This window comes from Borreliella californiensis, assembly GCF_014205885.1.
GTDB lineage: Bacteria > Spirochaetota > Spirochaetia > Borreliales > Borreliaceae > Borreliella > Borreliella californiensis.
This window is the reverse complement of sequence record NZ_JACHFB010000002.1, coordinates 409,464-435,328: the sequence shown is the minus strand read 5'-3', so window position 1 is coordinate 435,328 and position 25,865 is coordinate 409,464. Positions and strand designations below refer to the sequence as shown.

Genomic DNA, 25,865 nt, shown 5'->3' with positions numbered 1-25,865 from the left:
ATCTATTTTTTTCTATATTTATACTATTAAATAATATTATAAAATATTATTTAATAGTATAAATATAGAAAAAAATAGATAGATAGAATAGAAAGGATAAAAAAACAAATCAACCTAGAAAAAACCTGTTAATTTGTATATACTTATACTATTAATTACCATAAATAAAGCAACTTTTACTACTAATGAAATATACTGCTATATTATCCATTTTTTTTTTATTAATAAATAGTGTTAATTTATTTTGCCTTCAAAATAAATTAACTACTTCTCACTGGGAATTCCCTAAAGAGGATATTATAAAAAAAAACTTAAAAATAGGTATAATTTGCCATAATTACATAAATCCTATCTTTTATAATGAAAACTATAAATACATTCCCTTTATAGGAATATTGACATCTTATAATGAATGGATTGAAATACAATTCAGTCCCATAAATTTTATTACCATCCCAATAAATAAAGACTTTATTTCAAATACTTATTTCAATTTAGCTTTCACTATTTACATTGCTAAATATTCAATTTTGACTGATACGCTTACCATAAAATTCTTCATTGGAACTCAAATCGATTTAACCCTAAGAACTACTATATTTATAGGAAAAACAACTAACGCATTTCTCTATCCAACTCTTCCCATAATTGCCTTCAAATTTGAAATTGATTTCATACCTAATAACTATAGCATTTACTATAAATTATCAACTTCTTTTAAAGAATTTATTCTTTTAGATCTAGGAATTTCTATATTTATACCATAAAAATTTAAACACCTTTGTCATTTTTTTAATAATTTCTAACAAAACAAGAAATTACATAAATTATTGAAATTAGCTATTTAATCAACAAATTGCCAAAGACCAAAACCAAATCTTTAAAACAATTTCACTAGGGAATAAGAACTATATTTATACCTGAACTTAAAGACTTCTTAATAGCATTTTCAATATTAGAAAAACTTCTTGTAATTGCTCCCATATCATAAGAATCTGTCATCATAATACTAGTAATATTTAAATTATCCCTTATAATATTAACAATACTTCTAGACATACTAGTTATATCTTTAGAAATTTTAGGAACATTTACATGACCAATCATAATAAATCTAGCAGCTTTACCAAAAACAAATGGAACAAAATTATTTAACATTAAAAAACTTTTACTATAAGGCAAAAACGCTAAATATTTGTGTGTATCTGTAGTTGTTCCTCCTAATCCAGGAAAATGTTTGATTGCCGAAAATACCCCATAATTCTGCATCCCATCAATAAAAGCTTCTACCATAAGTCCAATATTATAAGCGGAATATCCTCCAAATGTCCTATTTAGCAAAGGAGTATGTGGTACAAATTTTATGTCAGCAACTGGAGCCATATTCAAATTAATACCCAGTCTTCGCAATTGCTTAGCAAGAACTTCACCAATTTTATAAATAAGATGCAAATCTTTAACACCCCCTACGCGCTCCATGGCCGGAAAATTATAAACCCCCATTTTCTTATTTTCACTAGCCCTACTAACTATCCCCCCCTCTTCATCAATAGCAATAAAAATATCATGTCCAATATGACTCTTTATTGCACTAATCAATCCTATTGTCTGCTCAGCATCTTTTAAATTTTCTCTAAATAAAATTATACCAATTGGATTAATCTTTTTTATTCTATTAATATCATTGCTATTAAGACCTTGAACATTATTGAAATTTGTTAAATTTCTAATCCCAATAAATAAGTTTCTATCTTTTAAAATAGTTTGAAAATCTAATTCACCTAAAAATTTTATCAAATCTACAAGATCTGATTTATCCTTGTTAAAATATTCATAATCTATTTCTGGTAAAGATTCTATTGCAAATAAATTTAAACAAAAAAAGCTAAAAAATAAAAAAAATAGGGCTTTCAAAAAGTCCATTTATATAGCCCATAAAGCAAACCATAATCTTTTGATAACAAATTAGAAAGAGCACTAAAATTCTTAGCAGAATTATCGATCCTATTCTTATAACAATATCCACATCTATCTTCAAGATTACTATTAAGTAACATATCAACAAATAACTTTGCAGGAAGAAATCTTTTATTTCTATCAACCGCTAAAATTAATGGATTTTCCATTAATTTTAGCACTTCCCACGTTATTTGCTCAACCGAAATATATTTACCAATTTCTTTATCTTGCTCTATAATTCTAATGGGCATTTTTTCTATTATTTCATCAATATTTTTTATCAAATACTCTAAATTAAAAAGCCCGGTTGCACAATTAAATAACAGTCCATTACCCTTATTTTCAAAATCTTGCACAATTTCTGAAGAAATCCCCCCGCCAATATCAACACAAGTTAACCGATTTTCACCGTTTACTGCCAATATCCCTCCCTTAAAATCCGCCTTGCTTTTAAAACTAAATTCAAACCCAGAAGAACAATTGGTCAAAGCCATTACAGCAAGTGCTTTAAAATTAATTGTAAAGCCCATATTGTCAACATTGCCAATGTATATAAATCTTTTCCCAGACTCATAAAGCTTTAAATAAATATCTTTTAAAATTTTGAAATTTTGACCATGCCCGGCAGGCAAAGCCAAAATAGAATTAGCATTTTTATTATCTTTGAGAGTAAAATATTGATAATTAGAGCTATTCAATTTTTCATAACAATAAACTAAAGGTTGAACAGCTGTGAAAACATCTTCTTTTTTAAGAGAACAAAAATTTACACTTCTAATCAAATCATCCAAAAATAAATCATCCAAAAATTTTGAAATAAATTCATCCGTTTTGCAACTAGTCATTTGAAATATTGAGGGCTTGATCATTTTGCCATAAAAAGATTCATATCTTTTAGCAACCATTAAAAGATGCCTGATTTTCAAAGCCAAAAATGAAAATCCAAAACTACCATCTTTATTAATATAGGCTGGTGTTATCCCCTTTGGGAATTCTCCAAATTTTTCTTTAAATTCAAGTATTTTAGATTCATATAGCATATATAAATCCTCATTTAACGCCCTATTTTTAGTCAAATCAAAATAACTTGTTGCAGAACCCCCATTTAAAATTCCAAAAGAAAGATACGGGAAAAGCATTAGTCCTAAATTTTCAAGATCACAAGAAGAAAAAATATAACAATCATCTTCTTCTGAGCACAAAAATTTAGAAAAATCATGAAAATATTTTTTTAAATTATCTTCAACCAACCCTTTGTGAAACTTAAACCTCAAAATTTTATCTGAAATATTTAAAATATTTTCATGGCTATCGCAAGGAAAATATTTAATGGATTCAAAATTATTAATTCCTAACTCACCAGAATTAAGTTTTTCAAGTATCATTTCAGAAAAAATTTTATCAACTTTAACATTCACCAATTAAAACCAAAACCCTTAAAGAAAAGCTTATTAATATAACCCAAAAACCATATTTTTAAGTATAATAATATAAGTGACCATATTATTATGTTTATTAATTATAGCAATAATATGGCTAGAATATCAATGAGAAGAAATTTAAATGCTTAAACAATATTCACTTAACATGAAAAATTTTAAAAAAGCTTTTGATGAGATGATACTTTCTCCTTCAGGTTTTAGAAAAATTTTTGCAAAATCAAAATACGAAGATTCAATAGAAAACGAAATAAACAATGAAGATAAAGCGCTAATAGCACTAATAATCTTCACAATATCAAATTATTTTAAAAATGAACCTAAGCCCTACATTGGATTAGGATTAGATTCAAGACCAACTGGCAACATTATTGCAGAAATAACAATAAAAATATTAATAACAAACAAAGAAAAGATTAAGTTTTTTGGAATACTTCCGATAACTGAAATTTTAGCTTATACAAAAAACAGTAAAGATTCAAAGGGCTTTATTTACATCTCTGCAAGTCATAATCCAACAGGATACAATGGGATAAAAATAGGATTAAACGATGGTGGTGTACTAAATTCCGCAAAAACTCACGAAATAATAAAACAAATTAAAAACAATAGCCAAAATGAAAATCTAATAAACCATTTAATTAACACTCTAAACAAATTTGATGAAGACAAATCCCATTTAGAGAATTATAATAAAATAATAAAATCAGAAAGAAAAAATAAAAACCAATCTTACGAAACATATAAATTACTAATACATAAAATAGCATATGAAAACGACATTAACAATAAAAATATCGAAATTTTAAAAAAAAGAATACTAAAAAATCCAATTGGAATAATAGCAGAAATGAATGGAAGCTCTAGAATCAATTCAATAGATAAAGAATTGCTAGAATCTTTAGGATTGAAAGTAAAATTATATAATAAAGAAATAGGTATTTTTAAGCACAATATTATTCCTGAAGGAAAATCTTTAAATGAATGTAAAAAATTGCTACAAAATAAATATATACAAGACAATTCTTTTGAGCTAGGATACGTACCAGATTGTGATGGAGATAGGGGTAATCTAGTGTTTATAGACAAAGCCAATAACACTGCAAATATAATCGAAGCGCAAAAAATATTTGCACTTGTAGTAATTTCAGAGCTTAGCTATCTTCATTACATAGGAATAAAAAATAATGTAGCAATAGTAACCAATGATGCAACATCTCTAAATATTGAAAAAATTGCAAATTTTTTTAACGCCAAAGTTTATAGAGTAGAGGTTGGAGAAGCTAATCTAATAGAAATGGCGGATGATTTAAGGGCTCAGGGATTGATTGTAAAAATCTCAGGAGAGGGATCAAATGGAGGCTGCATAATCCACCCTTCAAGGGTAAGAGACCCAATTACTACTTTGCTTAGTATAGTAAAATTATTAAAAATGAAAGAACTTTACCAAGTATGGTGTAAATTGTCTAAAAACTACTATAAAGAAAAGTACGACTTAAAAGATATTTTAAATACAACAAATTTTTATAGTAATGTAATAGTATCATCCAAGAAAGCCAATTTAACAAATCTAAAAATAAAAAATCAAGAAATTTTAAAAAGCAATTATGAAAATCTATTGATTAAAGAAATAAAAAGCAATAAGTTATTTCAAGAATTATCAGTGGTTGATTATGAAATCATTAACTATGAAGGCAAAATACAATCTAAGATTAGAACAGGAGATTCTTCGGGAGGATTAAAGGTATTGTTAAAAACTAACAAAGAAATTGTTGCAACCTTATGGATGAGAATCTCAAAGACAGAACCAGTAACAAGAGTACTCAGCGAAGTTATTTATGCAAAAAGAAACATTTTACATAAACTACTAGAATTTAATAAAAGATTAATAAAAAAGGCAAATCTACCTAATAATTAATATTGTTTGATTTAAATAATAAGTTAATTGTCAATATAAGTCTAACATAAAATCAATAATTTTCATTCTTAATTTTTAAATTTTTTCTCAGCACTACATTTTATTCCATTCCAAGTTTTTGAAAGTCCTATTAAATCCTTAACATCTTTTACTACTTTATTTGCAACAAACCTTGCCTTGCTTGTTCCATCAAAAATAATTTCATCAATGTAATCTTTTTTTTTGGATTCATAAAAACTTCTTTTATCCCTTATTGGTTTTAAAAAGCTATTCAAAGCTAAAAACAATTTTTTCTTAACCTCAACATCACCTACTTTGCCCTTCTTATACCTATTTTTAAGGTCCTCAACTTCTTCATGATTACTATTAAAAATACCATGATAAATAAAAACAGGATTATCTTCAACATTACCAGGAATATCTGCCCTTATTCTATTTGGGTCTGTATACATAGACATAATTTTTTTTTCTAACAAATTTTCATCATCGTTTAAAAAAATTGCATTATTAAGACTCTTACTCATTTTATTTTTACCGTAAATACCTACCAAAGGACGAGAATCCGTGAAAACAGATTCGGGTATTGGGAAAAAATTATTTTTGTACAAATGGTTAAACCTTCTTGCAAGTTCTCTTGCAAATTCAATATGAGATTCATTATCACGCCCAACGGGAACTAAATTTGCTTTTGTCATTAAAATATCTGCACTCATAAGAACGGGATATCCCAAAAGACCATAAGGAATCTCTTTAAGTCCAGCCGCAATGCTCATATCTTTTATACTTGGAATCCTTTGCAAGCGCGCAACAGTAACAATCATTGAAAATATTAAATGGAGTTCAAAAAGCTCGGGTATGGCTGATTGCAGATATATACTAACCTTATCAGGATTAATTCCACAAGCAAGATAATCTAAAACCATTTCCCTAACATTAAAAGGTATTGCATTAATGCTCTTCAAGTCGGGCCTTGTAGTCAAAGTATGCAAATCGGCTATAATAAAATATGTTTCATACTCTTCTTGAAATTTTAACCGATTTACTACAGATCCCACATAGTGCCCTAAATGAAGAGCACCAGTAGGCCTATCTCCCGTAAGCATAACCTTTCTTCTTTCCAAAATCAAATCTCCTTGCCTTTATCCGAAATGCTAACATTACTTAAGATCTCAGAACCACCTAAAAATACAGAAAAAGACTTAAGCCAACTTACATTGTCAACTATCACCTTTACAATCACAGTAAAAGGATAAGCTATTAAAAGACCCACAATACCCCAAAGCCATCCCCAAAAAAACAAAAAACATAATAGCAAAAATGGTGAAATATCAAGTCTTTTGCCCTGCATTTTTGGCTCAAGAATATTTCCAATCAACATTTGAATAGAAGTATTATATATAAAAATATAAAGCACTATATTTAAATTTGGATAAAATTGAATTAAAGATGTGATTACAATAAAAAATACAGCTAATATGGACCCAATACTGGGAATAAAATTAAAAACAAAAGAAAGAACTGCCCAAACAAGAGGAAAATCTTGTCCAAACAAAGTTAACCCAATAAATACTAAAATGCCTGTTAAACAGCTCACAAGAATTTTTATCCCCAAATATTTGCCAATTTGATTATTAATGGTATCTAAAGCTCCAATAAATCTAGTAGATATTGGCTTTTTAAAAGCTTTATCAAGCTTTATCCCAAAAACATGTATTTCTGAAAGCAAAAAATACAACAACAAAAAGACTATTACTAAACTACTTGTAAATCCAATTATCTCATTATAAGCTCTTGTTAGAAATGGATAAATATAACCAGAAAAATTCATATCATTAATAACAGAACTATCAACTTTATATCGACTGAGCACATCTTTCATAATAAATGCCAATTGATTTTGATAGTAGGGCAATTGCTTCATTAAAACAGTAACGCTGTAATAAACAAAACTAAAAATCAAATAAGAAAAAGAAAATAATAAAAAAAATATAATAAAAACTATTAAAAATTTGGGAACTTTAAATCTTGCTAAAAAAGTATAAACGGGATACACCAAAAATCCCAACACTATGGAAATAGCCAAAGGTTTAAATACGGCTTCTGCTATTTTAAAGGCCCCAATAAATATTAAAACTATGAAAATACAATAAAAAACAGATTCCACTCTCCAAGGCTTTAACCCTTGATTTGTATTTAAATCTTTAAGCATATTCCCCCTCTTTTCGTTTTTTAACTGCTTTTATCGACTAAACAAAAGTAAGTTAAATAACCTATACACTCAAGCAAATTTTCTCCATTATCCAATTATACAATTTAGTGCCCTTGCTATAATTGGCCTCAGCAAAATCTCCCACTCTATTCTCATAAAACAATTTTTTTGCATTCTTATCATTTCCATGATACACTGTTAAGGTATTTCTACAATGTTTTAAAATATTATTTAAGATTTCAAATGCCGGAATATCGCTAAATCCATCTGCAATGTAAAATATATTTTTAAAAGGAATTTGTCTTTTACTCTTTGGCACTCTCTCATTAATCTTCTCATAAGACCCTTTATTGATTTCAAAAATAACTCTAGTTTTTATTGTATGATCTACAAAGTAGCAAACACTGCTTAAAATCTTATTTTTAGAAAATTTATCATCTCTGAGTTCGTAAAAAGGCATCAAATAAGAATCTATAAACTCACATGCCCACACTTTGCTCACATAAGGCGCAACCTTGCTTCCCAAAATCATTTGTCTAAATCCACTTGAAACAATGTAAATTTTAACCTGCGAATTATTACCTTCTAACTTCTTATTTATTTTAGATATCTCATCAAATAAACCAATAACCCCTTCAAAAAATTTTAACTTAGCACCCAAATTAAATAATACTCTATTATCCAGTCTTTTAAAAAACCCCTCCCTTACGTAGGTTAAAAAATGGGATAAATATATCATTTCATTAGAAATTATATTATAACCATTTTGTTTATAAACATACTCTAAGCCTTCAACTTCTTTCCAAAAGGAACAAGAATCAACACAATACTCATCAAACAGTACTTGCTGCATATTACCATAAATAAGAGTATTATCAAAATCAAATATTAAAGCTATAATATTTTCTCTTTCATTCATAAATTAAAAAACAATTTAATTTAAATAATTACAACCCATGCTTATTTATATATTTTATATTATACTAATATAGGTTAATAAGTACAGTGTTTCCACATTGAGTAGAAAATTTATGATAGACATAAATGATTTAAATCAGATAAAAGATACTTTTTCAAGAACTTTAGATCTAAGCTTAATCAGCATCCTAGTATACTACGTATATAAAAACGTAATCAATTCTTATTCTACAAATCTATTAAAAGGAATGTTGATCATCATCTCTATAGGAATTATCTCATATTATTTAAATCTCTATACTATTAGTTGGCTGTTAAATTATATAGCCAATATATTACCAATAGCAATAGTCATACTTTTTAATCAAGAAATAAAAAAAATAATAATGCAAATTGGAAATTTCAATTTAGCCTTTAAGCTTTCAAATAAAAAAGAAGAAACTTTAAAAGTTATTTCTGAAATCCTAAAAGCAGTCAAACACCTGTCTGAAAACAAATCTGGCAGCCTGATATGCATTGAAAAAAAAATACAGTTGGAGCAAATAATAAACAAAGGAACTAAAATTGATGCGCTAATATCTAGTGAACTACTAATATCACTATTTGAGCGCGAAACTCCTCTTCACGACGGAGCTGTAATAATTAGTAAAAATAAATTAAAATACGCAGGCTCATTTTTACCATTATCTAATGTTGATTCTATTAGCAAAGCGTTTGGAACAAGACACAGAGCAGGGCTTGGGATTTCTGAAAATTCGGATGCAATAACAATAATAACTTCCGAAGAGACTGGGTCTATTTCTATTACAATCAATGCAAAATTGGAATACAATTTAAGCTTAAGTGAAATTAGAAATAAGTTAAATCTCGAGTTAATAGAGTAAAATAATGAAAATGGGCAAAAAATTAATAAATATAATAAAATTACTATTTGATGATTGGCAAAACAAAGCTATTTCCATTTTAATAGCTATTCTAATGTTTGTAGCATTTAATTTCAACAAAATAGAATCAATAACAACTGAAAAAGAATTCAAAATTATCTTGAATGATCAAATAACTCTTGGGAAAATGCCAGACTTTAGCAAAGTCAAAATTACAATAAAACTCAATAAAGATGATTTAAAATACCTTGATCTTAATAAAATAATATTATTTATTGAAGCATCAAACATAAAGATTCCTGGAAACTATAAGCTACCAATAAAAATAAAAAATCTTAACTCAATACACATTGCAGAATATAAGCTTTCAAAAACAAATATATTGCTAAATCTTGATAACAAAATCTCTAAATTAGTCAAAATAGAACCCAAGTTTAAACTTATAGAAAAAGATGGCAAGGGAGAATATTTTATTGCAAAATACAATATATTGCCTGAAAATTTATTAGTATATGGACCTGAACAAGAACTTAAAAAAATAAACACTATTCAAACCAACGTAAAAGAGTTTGACACAAGAACCCTATTTGTATCAGATTATCTTGAAGTAGTTCCACCAAATCCTCTAGTTATGTTTGAAAAAAGCCATGTGGTAGTCAATATTTATTTAAACAAAAAATATTCAAATACAACAATTAAATCTCCTAATCTTATTTTTAATAATCTTAAAAATGGCCTTGAAATTAAAAATAAAGAAAAAATAATAAACTCAGAAAACAAAATGTTTGTAAAAATAAAAACAAGACTTTCTGAAAAACAAATTAAAGCTCATATAAACAATCAAAATATAAGTCTTGCCTTTGATTTAGCAAATATAAAAACTCCCGGAATTTATAACATTGCTACAAATATAATTCTTAAAGAAAATATCAATGAAACAGAAATATATGATTATGAACCTAAAAAAATAAAACTAGAAATAATTGACAGCTCAGAGATCAAACCATGAAGTCAATAGGATGTGATATAATAAAAGTAGCAAGATTTAAAAATTTTTTAGAAAATAAAAAAAAAATGGAGAGGTTCTTTACAAATAAAGAAATTGAAAATTTTAAATTAAAAGGGGGCAACATTATAGAAAGTTTAGCTGGAAAATTTGCAGCTAAAGAATCTTTAATTAAAGCATTAAGCCCAATGTTGCAATATAAAATAAATTATACCCTTAAAGATATTGAGGTAATAAAATCTTTAAAAGGAAATGCAGAATTTCATTTGCATAATGAAATTGAAAAATTTGTAATAAAAATGAATTTAAAGCTATACCTAACAATATCCCATGAAAAGGAGTACGCTATTGCATTTGTAATAGTAGAAAATTAAATTCATGAAAAAAATATCATATTTTACAAAAGAAAAAATTGAATGCCCTGTATGCTCTTTTAAATTTCAAAAAGAAGAATTTTTGACTGGAAGTAGCAGATTAATAGCTGGAGAGTTAAAAATTGATCTAAAAAGAGAGTATATAAAAAACGACAAATATGGCATCATTTATCCTAGAATATATTCTGTAACAGTATGCCCAAAATGCTACTTTGCAGCATTTCCAAGCGAATTTAATTCAATCCCTAAAAATAAAAAAGAATTTTTGCAAAATAAAAAATCCGAAAGAAAAAAAATAGATACGATTTTTGACAACATGATCAACTTCAGTAAACCTAGGACATTAAAAGAAGGAGCTGCAAGTTATATTCTTGCCATGCTATGTTATGAGCATTTAGACAAGAATTACAGCCCCACGTTAAATCAAGCAAAATCAGCAATAAGAGCCGCTTGGACATTTGAAGACCTTGAAAAAGAAGAGCCAAACAAAAACTATAATTATCTTCAAAAAATATTTTATCACAAAGCTGCATATCTTTATAAACTAGTTATTGAAAAAGATAAAGACAATTCAGAACCTGTTAGCACATCAACCATATTTGGCCCAGATACAGATAAAAATTATGGCTATGACAGTGTGCTATACTTATCAGGTCTTCTAGAATACTTTTATGGGAACAAAGACAATAAGGAATACAGATACAAACAATTAAGCGACATAAAAACCACTCTTTCTAAAATAGCAGGCATGGGTAAATTTTCAAAAGAAAAGCCTTCAATACTTTTAGATAAAATCAAAGAAGTTTACTTTAAAATATCAAAGGAAATGAAAAATCTTAAATAAATGAAAAAAATACTGGCTGAAATCGCTTACGACGGATCTATATACCATGGATTTCAAATACAACCAACAAAGTCTACGGTTCAAGGAGAAATTGAAAAAGCTCTAATGAAAATCAACAAAAAAAAAGTAAAAATTCATTCATCTGGAAGAACAGATAAGGGCGTTCATGCAAAAAGACAAATAATAACTTTTGATATGAGTATTAATATTAAGCTAAACAATCTAAAAAAAGCTTTAAATGCAATATTATTAAAAAACAGTATAAAAATACTAAAGCTCAAGTATGTGAAAAATTCATTTCATCCACGTTTTAGCGCCCAAAAAAGAAAATACAGCTATTGTATATTAAACAGCGACAACTACTATCCCTGGGAAAGCTATCAAGCTCACTATGTAAATAAAAAACTAAACATAAGCAATTTAAACCAAATGGCTAAAACATTGATTGGCAACCACGATTTTACCACATTTTCATGCATAAAAGATAAAAGCAAATCTAAATTCAGGCATATACATTTTGCCAAATTTAAAAAAAGGGGGAAATATATTATTTTTGAAATAATAGGATCCTCTTTTCTGTGGAAAATGGTAAGGTCAATAATAGGCACAATGCTGGACATTGAAATAAAAAACGAATCGATTTCTACTTTTGAAACAATACTAAAATCCAAAAATAGAAACCTTGCAAGAACAACTGCACCTGCAAATGCTTTATTTTTAGACAGGGTTTACTATGAATAATAATATTTTAACTAAAAAACTTTTTTTACTTAAAATATTAACAAATAATATCGAAGGCAAAATTACAGAAAATTTTGAAGAAATAAACAATGAAATTAAACAAAAAATAGAAAAAGCTAAAAACACTAAAACTTATCAAAAAACCGAAAATAGCAAAGAACCTAAAAAATTACCCTTAGAAAACAAAAATTCAACAAAAATATTGCTAAATAATAACTTACAAGAAAAAAGTATAAACGACCATATCATAATATATGTAAGCAAAAACTATCTAAACGAACCTTCAAGGGACATTATAACAAAATGGTGCAAAAGCATAAACATACATAATTATAAAATAATAGATACTATTGAATCACTTAACTTAGAAATAAGCAACAAAAATCCTAAAGCAATTTTATCTTGCGAAGAAATAGATTTTTTCTTAAATCAACCGTTAAGAATTCAAATTGTAAGAGGAATAGAACTAAGATTTAAAGGCATTCCATTAGTTTTTACATATCTTCCTACAAATCAAATAAAAAATCCAGAATTAAAAAAAGAAATATGGCAAGATTTAAAAATAATAAAAGGCATAATAAAATATGGTTGAGCATTATAATTCAACTTATTACTATGAAATTGCAATAAATATTCCTTTAAATAAACTTTTTCTTTACAGATTCAACTTGAATCTAGAAATTGGAATAAGAGTAATGGTTAATTTTAATGGATCTAACAAAATTGGAATAATTATTAAAAAATATTTTGAAGACAAATTCAAAGAAAAATTTGAATTCAAAATAAAAGAAATTATTAAAATAATAGATACAACTAAAATAATAACAGAACACAACATTAATTTAGCACATTGGATTAGTAAAAAAACATTTTCGGGATTTGGAGAAACTTTATTCTTTGGATTGCCCAAAAATTCAAAATCTAAAAACAACTCCCAAACATTTTCTTCAATAAATGAGCATTCAGATCATAAAAAGCGCCTTCAGCTAAACAGTGAACAACAAAATATTTACAAAGAAATTATAGAGTCAGAAACAACTAATGTTTTTTACCTTTTTGGAATACCTGGATCTGGAAAAACTGAAATATTTATCAAATTGTGTGAATACTATTTAGCACTAGAACAACAAGTACTTTTTTTGATTCCTGAAATATCATTGGGATATCAAATAATAAAAAGAATAAAACATACATTAAATATGCGCCATAAAATTTATGAATATAACTCTAAAGTTCCAAATTCTAATAAAAATTTAATATGGAATAAAGTCAAAAATGGAGAAAGCTTGGTTGTAGTTGGCATCAAAAGTGTTCTAATGCTACCTTTCACCAAATTAAAATTAATAATTATGGACGAAGAACACGAAACTACATACAAATCTGAAAATATTCCAAGATTTCACTCAAGACATATATCATTTTTTTTGCAAAAAAAATTTAATGCCAAATTTGTAATGGGAAGCGCAACACCTTCTCTTGAAGCATACCATGCAATGAAAAATAACCAAATAAAAAAAATAATAATGCAAAACAAATTCTCTCAAAGCAAAATAGAAGATATAAAAATAATAAACATGAAAAAAGAACCTAGCACAATTTCATCAGAGCTGTTATACAGCATACAAAAAAGTTTAAATGAAAAAAGACAATCTTTAATTTTCATTAATAAAAGAGGATATCTAAAAAATCTCGAATGTAACGAATGCGGGCACACAATCTATTGTCCAAATTGCTCATTTGGATTGATTTACCACAAAAAAGAAAACAAACTTTTATGCCACTATTGTAGTTATAAAACAAAAACAGCAAGCCATTGTCCTCAATGCAAATCAAAAGACATTAAATACAAAACTTATGGAATTCAACTTGTTGAAAAAGAATTAAAAAAATTTTTGCCAAATGCAAAAATTGCAAGAATCGATTCCGATATTAGAAAAATAGAAAATATAGATTCAATAAATAAGTTCGAAAATAAAGAAATAGACATACTTATTGGAACACAAATAATCGCAAAAGGATTCAATTTTGAAAATATAAAAACACTAGGTATAATCAACGCAGACATTGGAATGGGACTACCTGATTTTAGAAGTAGCGAAAGAATTTTTACAACACTCTCACAAATTATGGGAAGAGCCGCAAGATTTAAAGATGACAACACAATTATTATACAAACAAAAAATCCCAATTATTACGCCATAAAATATGCTTATAAAAACCAATATGAACAATTTTACGAACAAGAACTAGATATAAGGAAAAAATTGAACTATCCTCCGTTTAACAAAATTATTAGAATTATATTTAGAAGTAAAAATGAAGAATCTGCTAAACAAAAATGTTGGGAATTTTTTGAAAAATCTAAAGAATTTTTGCAAGAAGGAATTGAACACTTAGGCCCATCAGAAGCTATTATGAAGAAAATATCTAAAAATTACAGATACAATATAATATACTTATCAAAATCCTACAGCCTGCTTGAAAAATTAGTTAACAATACAAAAGAAAAGGTAAAAAAGACAAATACTGTTTACATTGAAATAGATTATTATCCAATATCATTAATTTAGGTAAAATCTAGTCCCTCTTTACTTAAAGACTTAAGAAACGTTGAAAGCACATAAAGCGCTTTATCATTATGACCTCCCTCAGGAATAATAAGATCAGCATATTCTTTAGTAGGCTCAATAAACCTATAATAACCCCATCTAGTGGTGTTTAAATACTGATCAATCACCGACTCTACAGTACGTCCTCTTTTAGAAATATCTCTTCTTAAGCGCCTAATAAATCTAATATCATTTGGGGTGTCAATATATATTTTAAGATCTATTAAATTTCTTACTCTCTCTTCAACAAAAATCATAATACCCTCAACAATAATAACAGGTGTTGGAACAACCAAAACCGTTTTAAGCTGTCTTTTATGATTAATAAAATCGTAAAGGGGCATATCTATTGGACTATTTTTTTTTAAATATTTCAAATGCTCGTAAAACAAATTATTATCAAAAGCGTCTGGATGATCAAAATTTACCTTAGAAAATTCATGTTCATAATCACCCACGCTCTTATAGTAATTATCTTGAGAAATAAGGACAAATTCTGGAATAAATTCACTAATCTTGCTTACAACTGTAGTTTTTCCACTTCCAGAACCACCAGATATCCCAATAATCTTAGCCATCAACCAACTTCTTTTTTTTTCGTTTGTGGCATGTCTTTCAAGGTACCAGCCACAAACACATTCTTAAATCCCATACTTTTTAAAACTTTTTTAGCCTCGTAAGACTTATTAAAACTTTTACCATAAACAATTATTTGAGATTCAAAATCACCTAATTTATCCTTTTTAGCAAATAAATTATTAAAAGGAATGTTAATTGACTTCAAATAATGAGACTTACTATATTCTTTGGGAGATCGAATATCCAAAATTTTTGCTCCATTTTGGATTTTTTCCAACAAAAACAGATTAACTCTTTTCATCCTAAGGATAATAAAAAACCAAATATAAAAAAAAAGCAGAACTATTAATACTGTAAATCTTGCATAATTCATCGCCATAGTTTTATGAATATAATATCAAAAAATATAAAAAAAGTGAATAAAATTGTTTTTTTTGCAAAATTAATATAGAATTCAAGTAAATTACTAGCTTGTAGCTTAAAAGTAACTCTAACATTAAGATGAAAAAGAAAAAAAAGATACGTTGTCGTAGAATTAAAAAAAAACTCAAACTATTATTCATAATACTAATAAAAAAAATAAAGACTATAACTAAAAATCCCAAATTAATTTTTGATAGCACAATACAAATAACTTTAGGATCTGCACTAATGGCAATTTCCACCAATGTTTTGTATATTCCTCATGGACTTCTTAGTGGAGGGATTGGAGGCATTTCATTAATGCTACATTACCTGTTAAGCTTCAATTTAGGATGGACAATATTTGCATTAAACATACCCTTATTTCTTATTGGAATAAAATTTTTAAACATAACATTTATAATTCAAAGTTGGATTTCAATGGGATTATATTCTATTATCATAAACTACTCCCAGTTTTTACAAAATAAAATACATCTTAACGATATGATGCTTGTATCAATACTAGCTGGACTTATTTCTGGACTTGGGCTTGGGCTAGTATTTAAAGGCAAAGGATCTTCGGGGGGATCAGATATAATTGCTATGATTATTAAAGAAAAATATTCAATTAGCATTGGAACAACAAACTTCATTGTCAATCTAGCAGTATTAATACTTGCAACATTTTTCTTTAATATTGAAATTGCCCTTTACACACTAATAGCATCATTTGTTACATCTATCATGACAGACAAAACAAGCACTGGATTTGGCAATCAAAAAGCAATATTAATCATTTCAGATAAAGGAAAAGAAATTGCTTATCTTCTTACAAACAAGTTGAAATTAGCTGCTACATTAATAGGCGGAAAAGGGGCATGGGCAGGAACAGAAAAAACTATAGTATTTATAGTAGTTCCAATAATGCGTTTATCAAGAATTAAGTATATATCACAAAAAGTTGATCCAAATTGTTTCATTACTGTTATTAACACTAATGAAATTACTGGAGGCAAAATAATAACTGATCCAATCCCATTAAAACAAGAAATTTTAAATTAAAAATCTCTTAAAAAGAGAACCAAATTATCAATAATCAAATTCAATTCATCGCTCTTGTAAAAATTTGACAAAAAAATAACAAATCTTTTAGGAAATTCCGAAATGAATTTCCTAAAAGATTTGTTTCCAATATCAATTTCAAGCTTATAAGAATGAAGCATCAAAGTGATTTTTAAACTGCCGTCTACTCTGCCATAAACCTCATCTCCCAATATTGGAAAATTAAGATATTTCATATGAACCCTCAATTGATGAGTACGCCCGGTTTTAGGCTTTAAAGCTAAAAGAGAATATTCCCCAAAATTGAGCAACAATTTATATTCAGTTAATGCCTTTTTACCTCTATCTTTAGAAACACTAAATCTTTTCCTATTGTGCTTATCTCTATCTATAAAAGATTCAATACTTCCAAAAAAACTATTAAAATTACCCTTAACAATTGCAATGTAAACTTTATTTGTCCTTTTATCTTTAAACTGCTGAGCTAAAAATCTTAATGTGCTAATGTTTTTTGCACAAATTAGTACTCCAGAAGTATCTTTGTCTAATCTATGAACAATTCCAGGTCTAATTTTTTCTTCATTAAAATTAACTTTCAAACTTTTTATATGATATAAAAGAAAATTCACAACAGTATCATCCCAATGCGATATTCCAGGATGACTCAAAATTCCTTGTGGTTTATTTAAAACAATAACATTAGAATCTTCATAAATTATAGCAACGGGGATATTACTCGGCCTAAGGCAATCAATTTGACTACCTTCCTCGTCAAATTCAATTAGTATTTCATCGTCTTTAAAAACAGGCTTGGACAATTTTATCTTCAAAAATTTTCCATTACTCTTTTTAAACGCTTCTACATTTCTTCTTTTGATCTGACTTCTAGTAAAAGCCTCTAAATTGCTTGACAAGTAAAGATCTAATCTTAAAGCATTTTCTTTAACAATAAATTCTTTCTTAAGTCTTATCATATCATTAAAGAAAATAATCAATTAAAGCAATAGTTAATGCGACTATTGCTCCAATGGAAGCTGAAACAACAAATTTTTTATAAATCTCATCTTTTGAAAAACTAGGACCATTTGAAAAAGGATATGGAACGTAATTTGAGTTCATTCCACTATAAAAATAGTAGCCCACATCAAAAAAAAACAAGCTCAAAAATAAAACTATTGGGAAAGATCCAATACTAATAGCTGAAAATCTAAACAAATCTTTTGCTGATTTTGACTCAAGATCATTTTCAAGATTTAAAGCTTTATTCTCTTGAATATTTTTATAAAGAAAAGAATCGTCATTATCAGCAACAGACATATTATTATGTTTTTGATGAGAAACAAAATTGCCACTGAAAGTTGATTTGCCTTGCAATGACAAACTTTTAGCAATACCTAACTTTAAATAATTAAAATTTGGCTTGTAATAATCAAGTGAATTTGAATAAATATTCAAAACACTAAAAAGTAACAACAAGCTTCTAATAAGCATAAACTTTCTACTTTAATAATTCTAATTTTAAAGTCTCAGTTATTTCATCAACAATTTCAGAAGAACCAAAATACTGTACAGGACCTGGACATAAATACAAATTATTCAAAGCCCACTTATCACGATTTTTAACAAACTCTCTAAATGGTCTTCCTTCTAAATCAACTAGAGTTTTTTTTATAACAGGCTTTTTCTCTCCATACCTCTCTTCCATGTTCATAAACATTGTTAGAGGCACTCCTCCTGCAATCCAATCTGTTGGTTTTAAATTTAAATTTTTTATACAAGACATATAGCCTGTAAGACCATTTAAAATAAGAACAACAGCATTATATCCTAAGCTATAACAATAATCACTATCAAAATTAGAAGGAAAAGCACTTCTACCTTCATAGCCAAAGAAATGATCGACTGGGATAAAACTTCCCTTATATTCTCCACTTTTTTTCAACTCATTTAATCTTGATTGAACCATTTCAATAAACAATTTTTCAGTAGGAACTCTTGAAACATTAAAATTCCCATGGGGATCTCTTTCCAAAATTGAATTTACAAGTTCAAATTGAATAAACAAAGGCAAAGACAAATAAACTCTCTTCATATAATCACTAAGCTTGGCAACGAAAACTTCTTTCATCCCTTCAATATTAAGCCCCTTAAACTCACCTTCATTTTTATCAAAAATATCACATAATTCAACCATTAAAGACTTAACTTCTGGAATAAACTCAATCAGACCCTCAGGAACTATAACTATTCCAAAATTATCCCCATTTAAAGATCTCTTTAAGATAACAAATACCATTTCATCTACAATCTCAGACAAAGTTTTCTTTTTAGCCAAAACTTCTTCAGACACAATACAAATGTTTGGATGAGTTTTTAAAGCACATTCTAAAGCAACATGAGATGCACTCCTACCCATAAGTTTAACAAAATGCCAATATTTTTTAGTCGACATAGCATCTCTACACAAATTACCTATCAACTCAGAATAAATTTTTGTAGCAGAATCAAACCCAAATGAAATTTCAATATAATCATTTTTAAGATCAGCATCAATTGTCTTTGGAACTCCAATAACTTGAATATTCTCTCCCTTCTTTTTGAAATACTCAGCAAGAATAGCAGCATTAGTATTCGAATCATCACCACCAATAATAATAATCGCATTAAGATTGTTTTCTTTGGCAACAAATAGAGCTTTATTATAATGTTCTTCGGTTTCTATTTTTGTTCTTCCAGAAGATACAATATCAAAACCCCCGGTATTTCTATAAGAATTTACTAGGCTTTCAGTAAGTTCAATTTTGTCATTTTCCAACAGGCCCAAAGGGCCCCCTTTAAACCCAAAAATCTTTGAATTTGCATTAAATTTTTTTATTGCATCAAAAACACCAGATATAACATTATGCCCCCCAGGAGCAGGCCCTCCAGAAAGAATAATTCCGATATTTAAAGCTTTTGAAAAAGATAAATTGGACTTTCCTTCGGTAAAACTTACAATTGGCAACCCATAAGTATTCTTAAAAAATTCTTTTAAAGCCTGTCTATCTTGAATTGCTTCAGTCTTTTCTCTATAAACCAAGCTAATATTATTAAAATCTTTTTTTAAAATATTTGGCAATTTAGGAACATAATTTTGCCTTTCTTGCTTAAAAAGAGAAGTATTCATACATTTTCCTCCTAATGATTTAAGTTAAGCCTTATCATAACTTAAATATTAAAATAATTCACAACTAATATCTATATATGATTTAAAACTAACATAGCATCACCATAAGAAAAAAATTTATAACCTGTATTTATAGCTTCTTCATAAGAACTAAACACAAAATCTTTACCTGCAAATGAAGAAACCAACATCAAAAGTGTAGATTGTGGTGTGTGGAAATTTGTAAAAAGCATGTCGACAAACTTAAAACAATAGTTCTTGCCAGGATAAATAAAAAGATTTGTACTTTGCTGACCTGTTTTAAACTTCTTAAGTTTATTATCATAAGATGCCTCTAAAGCCCTAAGAGTTGTAGTGCCAATTGATAAAATTTTTTTACCAAAAAATTTCGCATTTTGTAGTCTTTTAGCCACACAATCTTTTATTAAAAAAGTTTCAAAATGCATATTGTGTTCTTCGACCTTTTTTGATCTTACGGGAAGAAAAGTGCCAAGCCCCACATGAAGAGTAATAAAATCATATTCAATATTGTTCCTTTCAAAAGCAAAAAACAAATCCCTACTGAAATGCAACCCTGCAGTCGCAGAAGCTGCAGAACCAACGTATTTAGAATAAACAGTTTGATACCGATCTTCATCTATTTTGTCATAATCTCTTTTAATGTAAGGAGGTATGGGAACAAAACCATGTTTTTCAAAATAATCTTCTCCAACATTAACATCAAATTTTAAAACAATCTCACTACTATTTTTTGACAAAATTTTACCTATCAATCCTTCAGGAAATTTGTAAAGATTTCCAACAATTTGTTTTTTAGACTTAGAAATAAGCGCAGTAAACAAATTAGTGTCAATTCTATCCAAAATTAAAAACTCAACATTACTGCCCATATCTGATTCTGCATACATTCTTGATTTTCTAACTTTTGAATTATTAAAAACAATAAAAATGTCGCTATTTATATATTTTAAAATATTGTTTACAGAATCTTCATGGTAAATTTTTTGCAATTTAGGATCTAGCACCATTAGTCTTGAAGATCCTCTTTTTTCACTTGGATATTGAGCTATTAAAGAATAGGGCAAGTTAAAATGAAACTCTTTGGTTTTCATTAAGACCATCCTCTTTCATCTCTAAGTTTAAGTGAAGATACGCAAACTCAGTAGCTTTGCGCCCTCTGTGAGTTCTACTGATAAATCCTTTCATAATTAAATAAGGCTCATAAAAGTCTTCAAGAGAATCTGCTGTTTCCCCTACAGAAATAGCTAAAGTGTCAACACCTACAGGCCCCCCATTAAATTTCAATATTAAACTTCTTAAAATATTTCTATCCTGCTCATCAAGGCCTTCTCCATCAATTCTAAGCATTTCAAGTCCAATTGAAACAATATCACCTGTAATAACCAAACTTCCGGTTACCTGAGCAATATCTCTTATTCTCCTTAGCAATCTATTTGCTATTCGAGGAGTCCCTCTTGAACTTCTTGCAAGAAGAAAAGCAGCATCCTCTTCTATTTCAATATTTAAAATAATAGAATTTCTCCTTATTATCTCAACAAGCTCTATTTCGCTGTAAAGTTCAAATCTTGCAGTAATTCCAAATCTCGCATAAAGTGGAGATGTTACTTTTCCCGGTTTAGTAGTAGCTCCAATCAATGTGAATTTTGGAAGTGGCATTCGAACAGTTCTTGCATTAGCTCCTTGCCCTATTACCCAATCCAGCTCATAATCTTCCATGGCAATACAAAGCATTTCTTCTATTATTGGCCTGAGTCTATGTATTTCATCAATAAATAAAACACTCTTTTCATCAAGACCTGTTAAAATTCCAATAATATCTTTGGGCTTGTCAAAAGCCGGAGCTGAAGTAATCTTAATCGAAGCATTCATCTCAAAGGCAATAATACTTGCAAGAGTAGTTTTCCCAAGACCTGGCGGACCACTTAAAAACACATGGTCTAAGGCCTCATCTCTTTCTTTGGAAGCTCTTATAAAAATACTAAGGGTTTCTTTAACATTAACCTGACCTTTAAAATCTTCAAAAACTTTGGGTCTAAGCTCATTTTCACCCTTATCATATAAATAATTTTCATTAGAGCTTAAAAAGCTTATATTATTTTCTTCTTTCATAAATACTCCTTAAAAACTATTTTTCTCTATAAAAACTAACAATTAATTCGACATTCTTTTTAAAACCTCCTTAAATAAAAACTGCTCCTTTTCAGAATCTTTTAAATTTGAAAATTCAACTAAATTGAAAGCCTCTCTAATCTTGATATTAACAATTTTTCTATCAAATCCCATACTAACAATTGATTCTTCTAATTCTTTAAATCTAAAAAGACTAGTAGATTCAAGCTCACTATTAATCAAAAGCTTGCCTTGAAGATGTAAAAACATTTTACCAGCCATTTTTTTGCCAATGCCTTTGATTTTAGAAACAAGCTCAACATCCTCTCTATCAATAGCCTCCTTAAACTCATTATACCTTATATGGGATAACACTCTTAAAGCGGCCCTTGGCCCTATCCCACTTACTCCAATAAGCTCCTTAAAGATTTCTCTTTCATCTGAATTCAAAAATCCAAAAAGTTTTAATTCATTTTCTCTCATATAAAGATAAGTAAATAGCTCTACTTTGTCTGACAAATTATAATTAGCAAGACAAAATGCACTAACTAAAAGCTCAAATTCAAAAACAGTAGTCATTAAAACCAAACTAGATTCTTTTTTTTCTATAACTTTACCATGAATCTTATTTATCATATAATTAAATTATATTACACAGAAACATCCAATTTAAAGCAAAAGCCTTAAGTAAAAAAAAGGACACTAAATGAACAATAAATTTTTAAATAGCTATTTTCAATTAATTACAACAACTATCTTCTTAATCTCATCTATAACCATAGCAGCAATAGAAACAACAAACACACTAAAAGTTCCAAATGGATTTAAAGTCGAAATTTTTTTAAACAATACAATTAAAAAACCCAGAGGAATCACAAGCGATCAAGATGGAAACATATTCATAGGATCTGGGAGCACTTTTGCATACCTTGTAACAAAGAACAAAAAAATTTATACCATAGCAAAAACCCTAGAAAAACCTATTGGCATTGCTTATTGGGATAACAAACTCTATATATCTTCTGTCAATAAAATATATGTAGTTGAAAATGTAAAAGAAGAAATTAATAAAAGCATAAAATCAAATAAAGACTATACATGGAAAATGCAAATTTTTTCACTTTTACCAAAAAATCATTCTAAAATGCATGCAGGGCGTTACATTAAAGTGGATCCTAAAAATAATAAATTAATGGTAAACATAGGATCCCAACACAATGCTGAAATTCCTCCAAAAAAAGAAGCAATAATCCTTAGCATTGATTTAAAAACAAAAAAAGAAGAAATAGTGGCTTTTGGAGTGAGAAACTCAGTTGGGTTTGATTTTCATCCAATCAGCAATGACATATATTTTAGCGACAATGGCCAAGACGGATTAGGAGACAACATTCCCCCAGATGAAATAAACGTAATAGCCGAATATAAAGAACATTTTGGATTTCCCTATGTTTTTGGGAAAAATCAAAAAAAAATTTACAGTTTGTATAACAAAGCACCCAAAAACACTAAGTTTAGCCCACCTATTTACGAACTTCCCGCACATGTAGCTCCACTTGGAATACACTTTTACCAAGGAAATAACTTCCCAAAAGAATATATAAATAAATTATTCATAGCAGAACACGGCTCGTGGAACAGATCTTCTCCTGTTGGCTACAGAATAACTACACTAGACATTGATTCTAAAACTAGAACAGCAAAAAATTACAAGACTTTTTTATATGGGTTTTTAAAACCTGATAACTCTAAATTTGGGCGCCCTGTTGATATAATCACATATTATGATGGTTCAATTCTTTTTACAGATGATTTTGGAAATAAAATATACAGAGTCTACTACGAAAAGATTTAAATAAAATTAACTTAATTCTTCTGGGACCTCCAAATTATGAATTACTTCCTGAACATCATCAAAATCTTCAAGCTTTTCAACAAGAAGAATTATTTTTTCTGCTTGCTCTTTATTTAAAGAAATTTTATTTTCAGGAATTAAAGCTATCTCTGCAACTTCTTCTTTAAATTTAGTTTTTAAAAAAGATAAAACTTTATCAAAATCATCAGGACTTGTTATAACTTCCGCTTCATTGTTTGAAACTAAAATATCTTCAACACCAACTTCTAATGCAAATTCCATTATTTCATCCTCACGATATTTTTCTAAATTGTAAACAATAAGACCCTTCCTGTAAAACATATATGAGACTGAACCTGGAGTACCAAGAGATCCTCCACCTTTTGCAAGAACACTTTTTACATCACTAGAAGTTCTGTTTTTATTATCTGTTAAGCATTTAATCATTAGAGCCACCCCATAAGGAGCATAGGCTTCATAAGTTATTTCAAAATATTCAACCCCTTCATTACCGCCAATACCCTTTTTTATTGCCTTCTCAATATTATCTTTAGGCATATTGGCAACTTTAGCCTTATTAACAGCTACCCTTAGTCTTGGATTAGATTCAATATCTCCCCCCCCTATTTTAGCTGCAATAGTTATTTCTCTTATTAACTTTGTAAAAATCTTATTGCGCTTTGCATCAAGAGCACCTTTTTTCCTCTTTATTGTTGACCATTTACTGTGACCAGACATTTACACCTCCACCAATTTTTCCAACCGATTTAAAACGTCAAACATCTTATTATTAATCAAATGAGCTTTAATTGTATTAAACATTAACATAAGAACCGTAACAGGACCTATTCCCCCCTTAACAGGAGTAATAAATTCAACACACTCTTTAATATTGTCAAAATCTGTATCACCTGAGAGAATTTTTCCGTTATCAGTCTCAATTTCAGAAATGCCAATATCAATCACATAAGGTTTTCCGCACAACATACTTTTATCTATTAACCTGGGTTTACCAACAGCAGAAATAACAATATCTGCTTGTCTTAAATAAACATCTAAATAAATACTCTTACTGTGACAAGTGATAACAGTTGCATCATAAGGTTTTGATGAGAGCAATATTGAAATAGGCCTTCCTACAAGAGGACTTCTACCAACCACAACAACCGTTTTTCCAGCTGTTTTTATCCCTTCATCTCGCAAAATCTTTAATACAGCAAGAGCTGTACAAGGAATAAATCCTTTTTTATCGCCCAAAATCATTTTCCCCAAATTAACAAAAGATAAGCCATCAACATCTTTTGAAGAAACTATGCCATTTAAAATAGAATTTAAATCCATACCTTTCAAAAGGGGCAATTGAACAATAATTCCATCTGTACTTAAATTTTTATTTTCTCTATCAATTACTTGTAAAATATCACTTTGAACAGGACTTGTAGAAAATTTAATTACTTCAACATTCAAGCCAATCTCTTTTGCAACTCGACTCTTGATTGAAACATAAAGCTTGCTTGCAGGCTCATTATTTGCTAAAATAACTTTTAATGCAATTTTATCTCTCAAGTCATGCTGCTTTAAGAATTCTTTGAGCATTAAATAATACTTATTCGCAAAATCTTTCCCATTAAATACAGTATTCAAAACATACCCCTTAAAACCCAACAAGATTACCTTAATATTATACTTAGATTGTCAATATAAGGAAAGCCAAATGACCAAATTTCAAATTGTAATTAAATTTATTTTCAACTATAATAAACAAGAATA

Annotated in this window: 26 protein-coding genes; 11 read left to right on the top strand and 15 right to left on the bottom strand. The window is 28.2% G+C overall.

The genetic code is table 11. The features are described from left to right. Positions 1–185 precede the first annotated feature (185 nt). Positions 186–767: a hypothetical protein gene (locus HNP67_RS04245; protein WP_184125253.1), complete on the top strand. Its 582-nt coding sequence runs from the start codon at positions 186–188 to the stop codon at positions 765–767. A 127-nt stretch (positions 768–894) separates the two neighbouring features. Here the strand turns inward: HNP67_RS04245 and HNP67_RS04240 are convergent, their stop codons facing one another. Both HNP67_RS04240 and HNP67_RS04235 read right to left on the bottom strand, forming a co-directional pair. Beyond that, positions 895–1,923, bottom strand: a complete 1,029-nt coding sequence (locus tag HNP67_RS04240) for a glycoside hydrolase family 3 N-terminal domain-containing protein (RefSeq protein ID WP_184125251.1) — start codon at positions 1,921–1,923, stop codon at positions 895–897. Further along, entirely contained in the window at positions 1,911–3,377 is a 1,467-nt protein-coding gene (locus HNP67_RS04235; RefSeq protein WP_184125249.1) for a UTP--glucose-1-phosphate uridylyltransferase, read from the bottom strand. The genes HNP67_RS04240 and HNP67_RS04235 overlap by 13 nt, the downstream gene beginning before the upstream one ends. Positions 3,378–3,522: 145 nt before the next feature. Here HNP67_RS04235 and HNP67_RS04230 point away from each other — a divergent pair, with 145 nt between their 5' ends. Continuing rightward, positions 3,523–5,316, top strand: coding sequence for a phosphoglucomutase (locus HNP67_RS04230; protein ID WP_184125247.1), 1,794 nt, complete (start codon positions 3,523–3,525; stop codon positions 5,314–5,316). 68 nt (positions 5,317–5,384) lie between these two features. Here the strand turns inward: HNP67_RS04230 and trpS are convergent, their stop codons facing one another. The 3 genes from trpS to HNP67_RS04215 all read right to left on the bottom strand — a co-directional run bounded on the left by trpS (position 5,385) and on the right by HNP67_RS04215 (position 8,444). Continuing rightward, positions 5,385–6,419: a tryptophan--tRNA ligase gene (trpS, locus tag HNP67_RS04225; protein ID WP_184125285.1), complete on the bottom strand. Its 1,035-nt coding sequence runs from the start codon at positions 6,417–6,419 to the stop codon at positions 5,385–5,387. A gap of 20 nt (positions 6,420–6,439) precedes the next feature. Continuing rightward, positions 6,440–7,525 carry an AI-2E family transporter gene (locus HNP67_RS04220; protein WP_184125245.1) on the bottom strand — a complete coding sequence of 362 codons (1,086 nt, stop codon included), beginning with the start codon at positions 7,523–7,525 and terminating at the stop codon, positions 6,440–6,442. A gap of 61 nt (positions 7,526–7,586) precedes the next feature. Continuing rightward, positions 7,587–8,444, bottom strand: a complete 858-nt coding sequence (locus HNP67_RS04215) for an HAD family hydrolase (protein ID WP_184125243.1) — start codon at positions 8,442–8,444, stop codon at positions 7,587–7,589. A gap of 112 nt (positions 8,445–8,556) precedes the next feature. Between HNP67_RS04215 and cdaA the strand changes: the two genes are divergently transcribed. The 7 genes from cdaA to priA are packed head-to-tail and all read left to right on the top strand — an operon-like array spanning position 8,557 to position 14,862. Continuing rightward, positions 8,557–9,327, top strand: a complete 771-nt coding sequence (gene cdaA, locus HNP67_RS04210; RefSeq protein WP_184125241.1) for a diadenylate cyclase CdaA — start codon at positions 8,557–8,559, stop codon at positions 9,325–9,327. A 4-nt stretch (positions 9,328–9,331) separates the two neighbouring features. After that, positions 9,332–10,336, top strand: a complete 1,005-nt coding sequence (locus tag HNP67_RS04205; protein WP_184125239.1) for a CdaR family protein — start codon at positions 9,332–9,334, stop codon at positions 10,334–10,336. Further along, a complete protein-coding gene (gene acpS / locus HNP67_RS04200) occupies positions 10,333–10,707 on the top strand; it encodes a holo-ACP synthase (RefSeq protein ID WP_184125237.1) in 375 nt (124 codons plus the stop codon). The genes HNP67_RS04205 and acpS overlap by 4 nt, the downstream gene beginning before the upstream one ends. Positions 10,708–10,711: 4 nt before the next feature. Next, complete coding sequence (locus HNP67_RS04195; RefSeq protein WP_184125235.1) at positions 10,712–11,551, top strand: DUF2225 domain-containing protein; 840 nt, start codon at positions 10,712–10,714, stop codon at positions 11,549–11,551. Then, positions 11,552–12,292, top strand: a complete 741-nt coding sequence (gene truA / locus HNP67_RS04190) for a tRNA pseudouridine(38-40) synthase TruA (protein ID WP_184125233.1) — start codon at positions 11,552–11,554, stop codon at positions 12,290–12,292. After that, a complete protein-coding gene (locus HNP67_RS04185) occupies positions 12,285–12,884 on the top strand; it encodes a uracil-DNA glycosylase family protein (RefSeq protein ID WP_184125231.1) in 600 nt (199 codons plus the stop codon). The genes truA and HNP67_RS04185 overlap by 8 nt, the downstream gene beginning before the upstream one ends. Continuing rightward, positions 12,877–14,862, top strand: a complete 1,986-nt coding sequence (gene priA / locus HNP67_RS04180; protein ID WP_184125229.1) for a replication restart helicase PriA — start codon at positions 12,877–12,879, stop codon at positions 14,860–14,862. The genes HNP67_RS04185 and priA overlap by 8 nt, the downstream gene beginning before the upstream one ends. Here priA and udk read toward each other — a convergent pair. Both udk and HNP67_RS04170 read right to left on the bottom strand, forming a co-directional pair. Further along, entirely contained in the window at positions 14,859–15,479 is a 621-nt protein-coding gene (gene udk, locus HNP67_RS04175) for a uridine kinase (protein ID WP_184125227.1), read from the bottom strand. The two genes, priA and udk, sit on opposite strands and share 4 nt — an antisense overlap. Further along, positions 15,479–15,853, bottom strand: coding sequence for a rhodanese-like domain-containing protein (locus HNP67_RS04170; RefSeq protein WP_184125225.1), 375 nt, complete (start codon positions 15,851–15,853; stop codon positions 15,479–15,481). Before HNP67_RS04170 ends, udk begins: the two co-directional genes overlap by 1 nt. A 128-nt stretch (positions 15,854–15,981) precedes the next feature. Here HNP67_RS04170 and HNP67_RS04165 point away from each other — a divergent pair, with 128 nt between their 5' ends. Beyond that, entirely contained in the window at positions 15,982–16,947 is a 966-nt protein-coding gene (locus tag HNP67_RS04165) for a YitT family protein (RefSeq protein WP_184125223.1), read from the top strand. Here HNP67_RS04165 and HNP67_RS04160 read toward each other — a convergent pair. From HNP67_RS04160 to ruvA, 6 genes are all read right to left on the bottom strand, one after another. Then, on the bottom strand, positions 16,944–17,921 hold the full coding sequence (locus HNP67_RS04160; protein WP_184125220.1) for an RluA family pseudouridine synthase: 978 nt from the start codon (positions 17,919–17,921) through the stop codon (positions 16,944–16,946). The two genes, HNP67_RS04165 and HNP67_RS04160, sit on opposite strands and share 4 nt — an antisense overlap. Before the next feature lie 4 nt (positions 17,922–17,925). Then, positions 17,926–18,438, bottom strand: a complete 513-nt coding sequence (locus HNP67_RS04155; protein ID WP_184125218.1) for a hypothetical protein — start codon at positions 18,436–18,438, stop codon at positions 17,926–17,928. A gap of 7 nt (positions 18,439–18,445) precedes the next feature. Beyond that, a complete protein-coding gene (locus tag HNP67_RS04150) occupies positions 18,446–20,113 on the bottom strand; it encodes a diphosphate--fructose-6-phosphate 1-phosphotransferase (protein WP_184125216.1) in 1,668 nt (555 codons plus the stop codon). Positions 20,114–20,184: 71 nt separating this feature from the next. Next, a complete protein-coding gene (gene queA, locus HNP67_RS04145; RefSeq protein ID WP_184125214.1) occupies positions 20,185–21,225 on the bottom strand; it encodes a tRNA preQ1(34) S-adenosylmethionine ribosyltransferase-isomerase QueA in 1,041 nt (346 codons plus the stop codon). Further along, positions 21,200–22,243 carry a Holliday junction branch migration DNA helicase RuvB gene (gene ruvB / locus HNP67_RS04140; protein WP_184125212.1) on the bottom strand — a complete coding sequence of 348 codons (1,044 nt, stop codon included), beginning with the start codon at positions 22,241–22,243 and terminating at the stop codon, positions 21,200–21,202. Before ruvB ends, queA begins: the two co-directional genes overlap by 26 nt. Before the next feature lie 42 nt (positions 22,244–22,285). After that, complete coding sequence (gene ruvA / locus HNP67_RS04135) at positions 22,286–22,879, bottom strand: Holliday junction branch migration protein RuvA (protein ID WP_184125210.1); 594 nt, start codon at positions 22,877–22,879, stop codon at positions 22,286–22,288. 70 nt (positions 22,880–22,949) lie between these two features. On the opposite strand from ruvA, the gene HNP67_RS04130 reads away from it, so the two are divergent. Beyond that, positions 22,950–24,095 (top strand): PQQ-dependent sugar dehydrogenase, encoded by a 1,146-nt coding sequence (locus HNP67_RS04130; RefSeq protein ID WP_184125208.1) that lies wholly within the window; start codon positions 22,950–22,952, stop codon positions 24,093–24,095. 6 nt (positions 24,096–24,101) lie between these two features. On the opposite strand, the gene HNP67_RS04125 is transcribed toward HNP67_RS04130, so the two are convergent. Continuing rightward, positions 24,102–24,833, bottom strand: coding sequence for a YebC/PmpR family DNA-binding transcriptional regulator (locus HNP67_RS04125; protein WP_184125206.1), 732 nt, complete (start codon positions 24,831–24,833; stop codon positions 24,102–24,104). Continuing rightward, positions 24,834–25,739, bottom strand: a complete 906-nt coding sequence (locus HNP67_RS04120) for a bifunctional 5,10-methylenetetrahydrofolate dehydrogenase/5,10-methenyltetrahydrofolate cyclohydrolase (protein WP_184125204.1) — start codon at positions 25,737–25,739, stop codon at positions 24,834–24,836. Between the last annotated feature and the right edge of the window lie 126 nt (positions 25,740–25,865).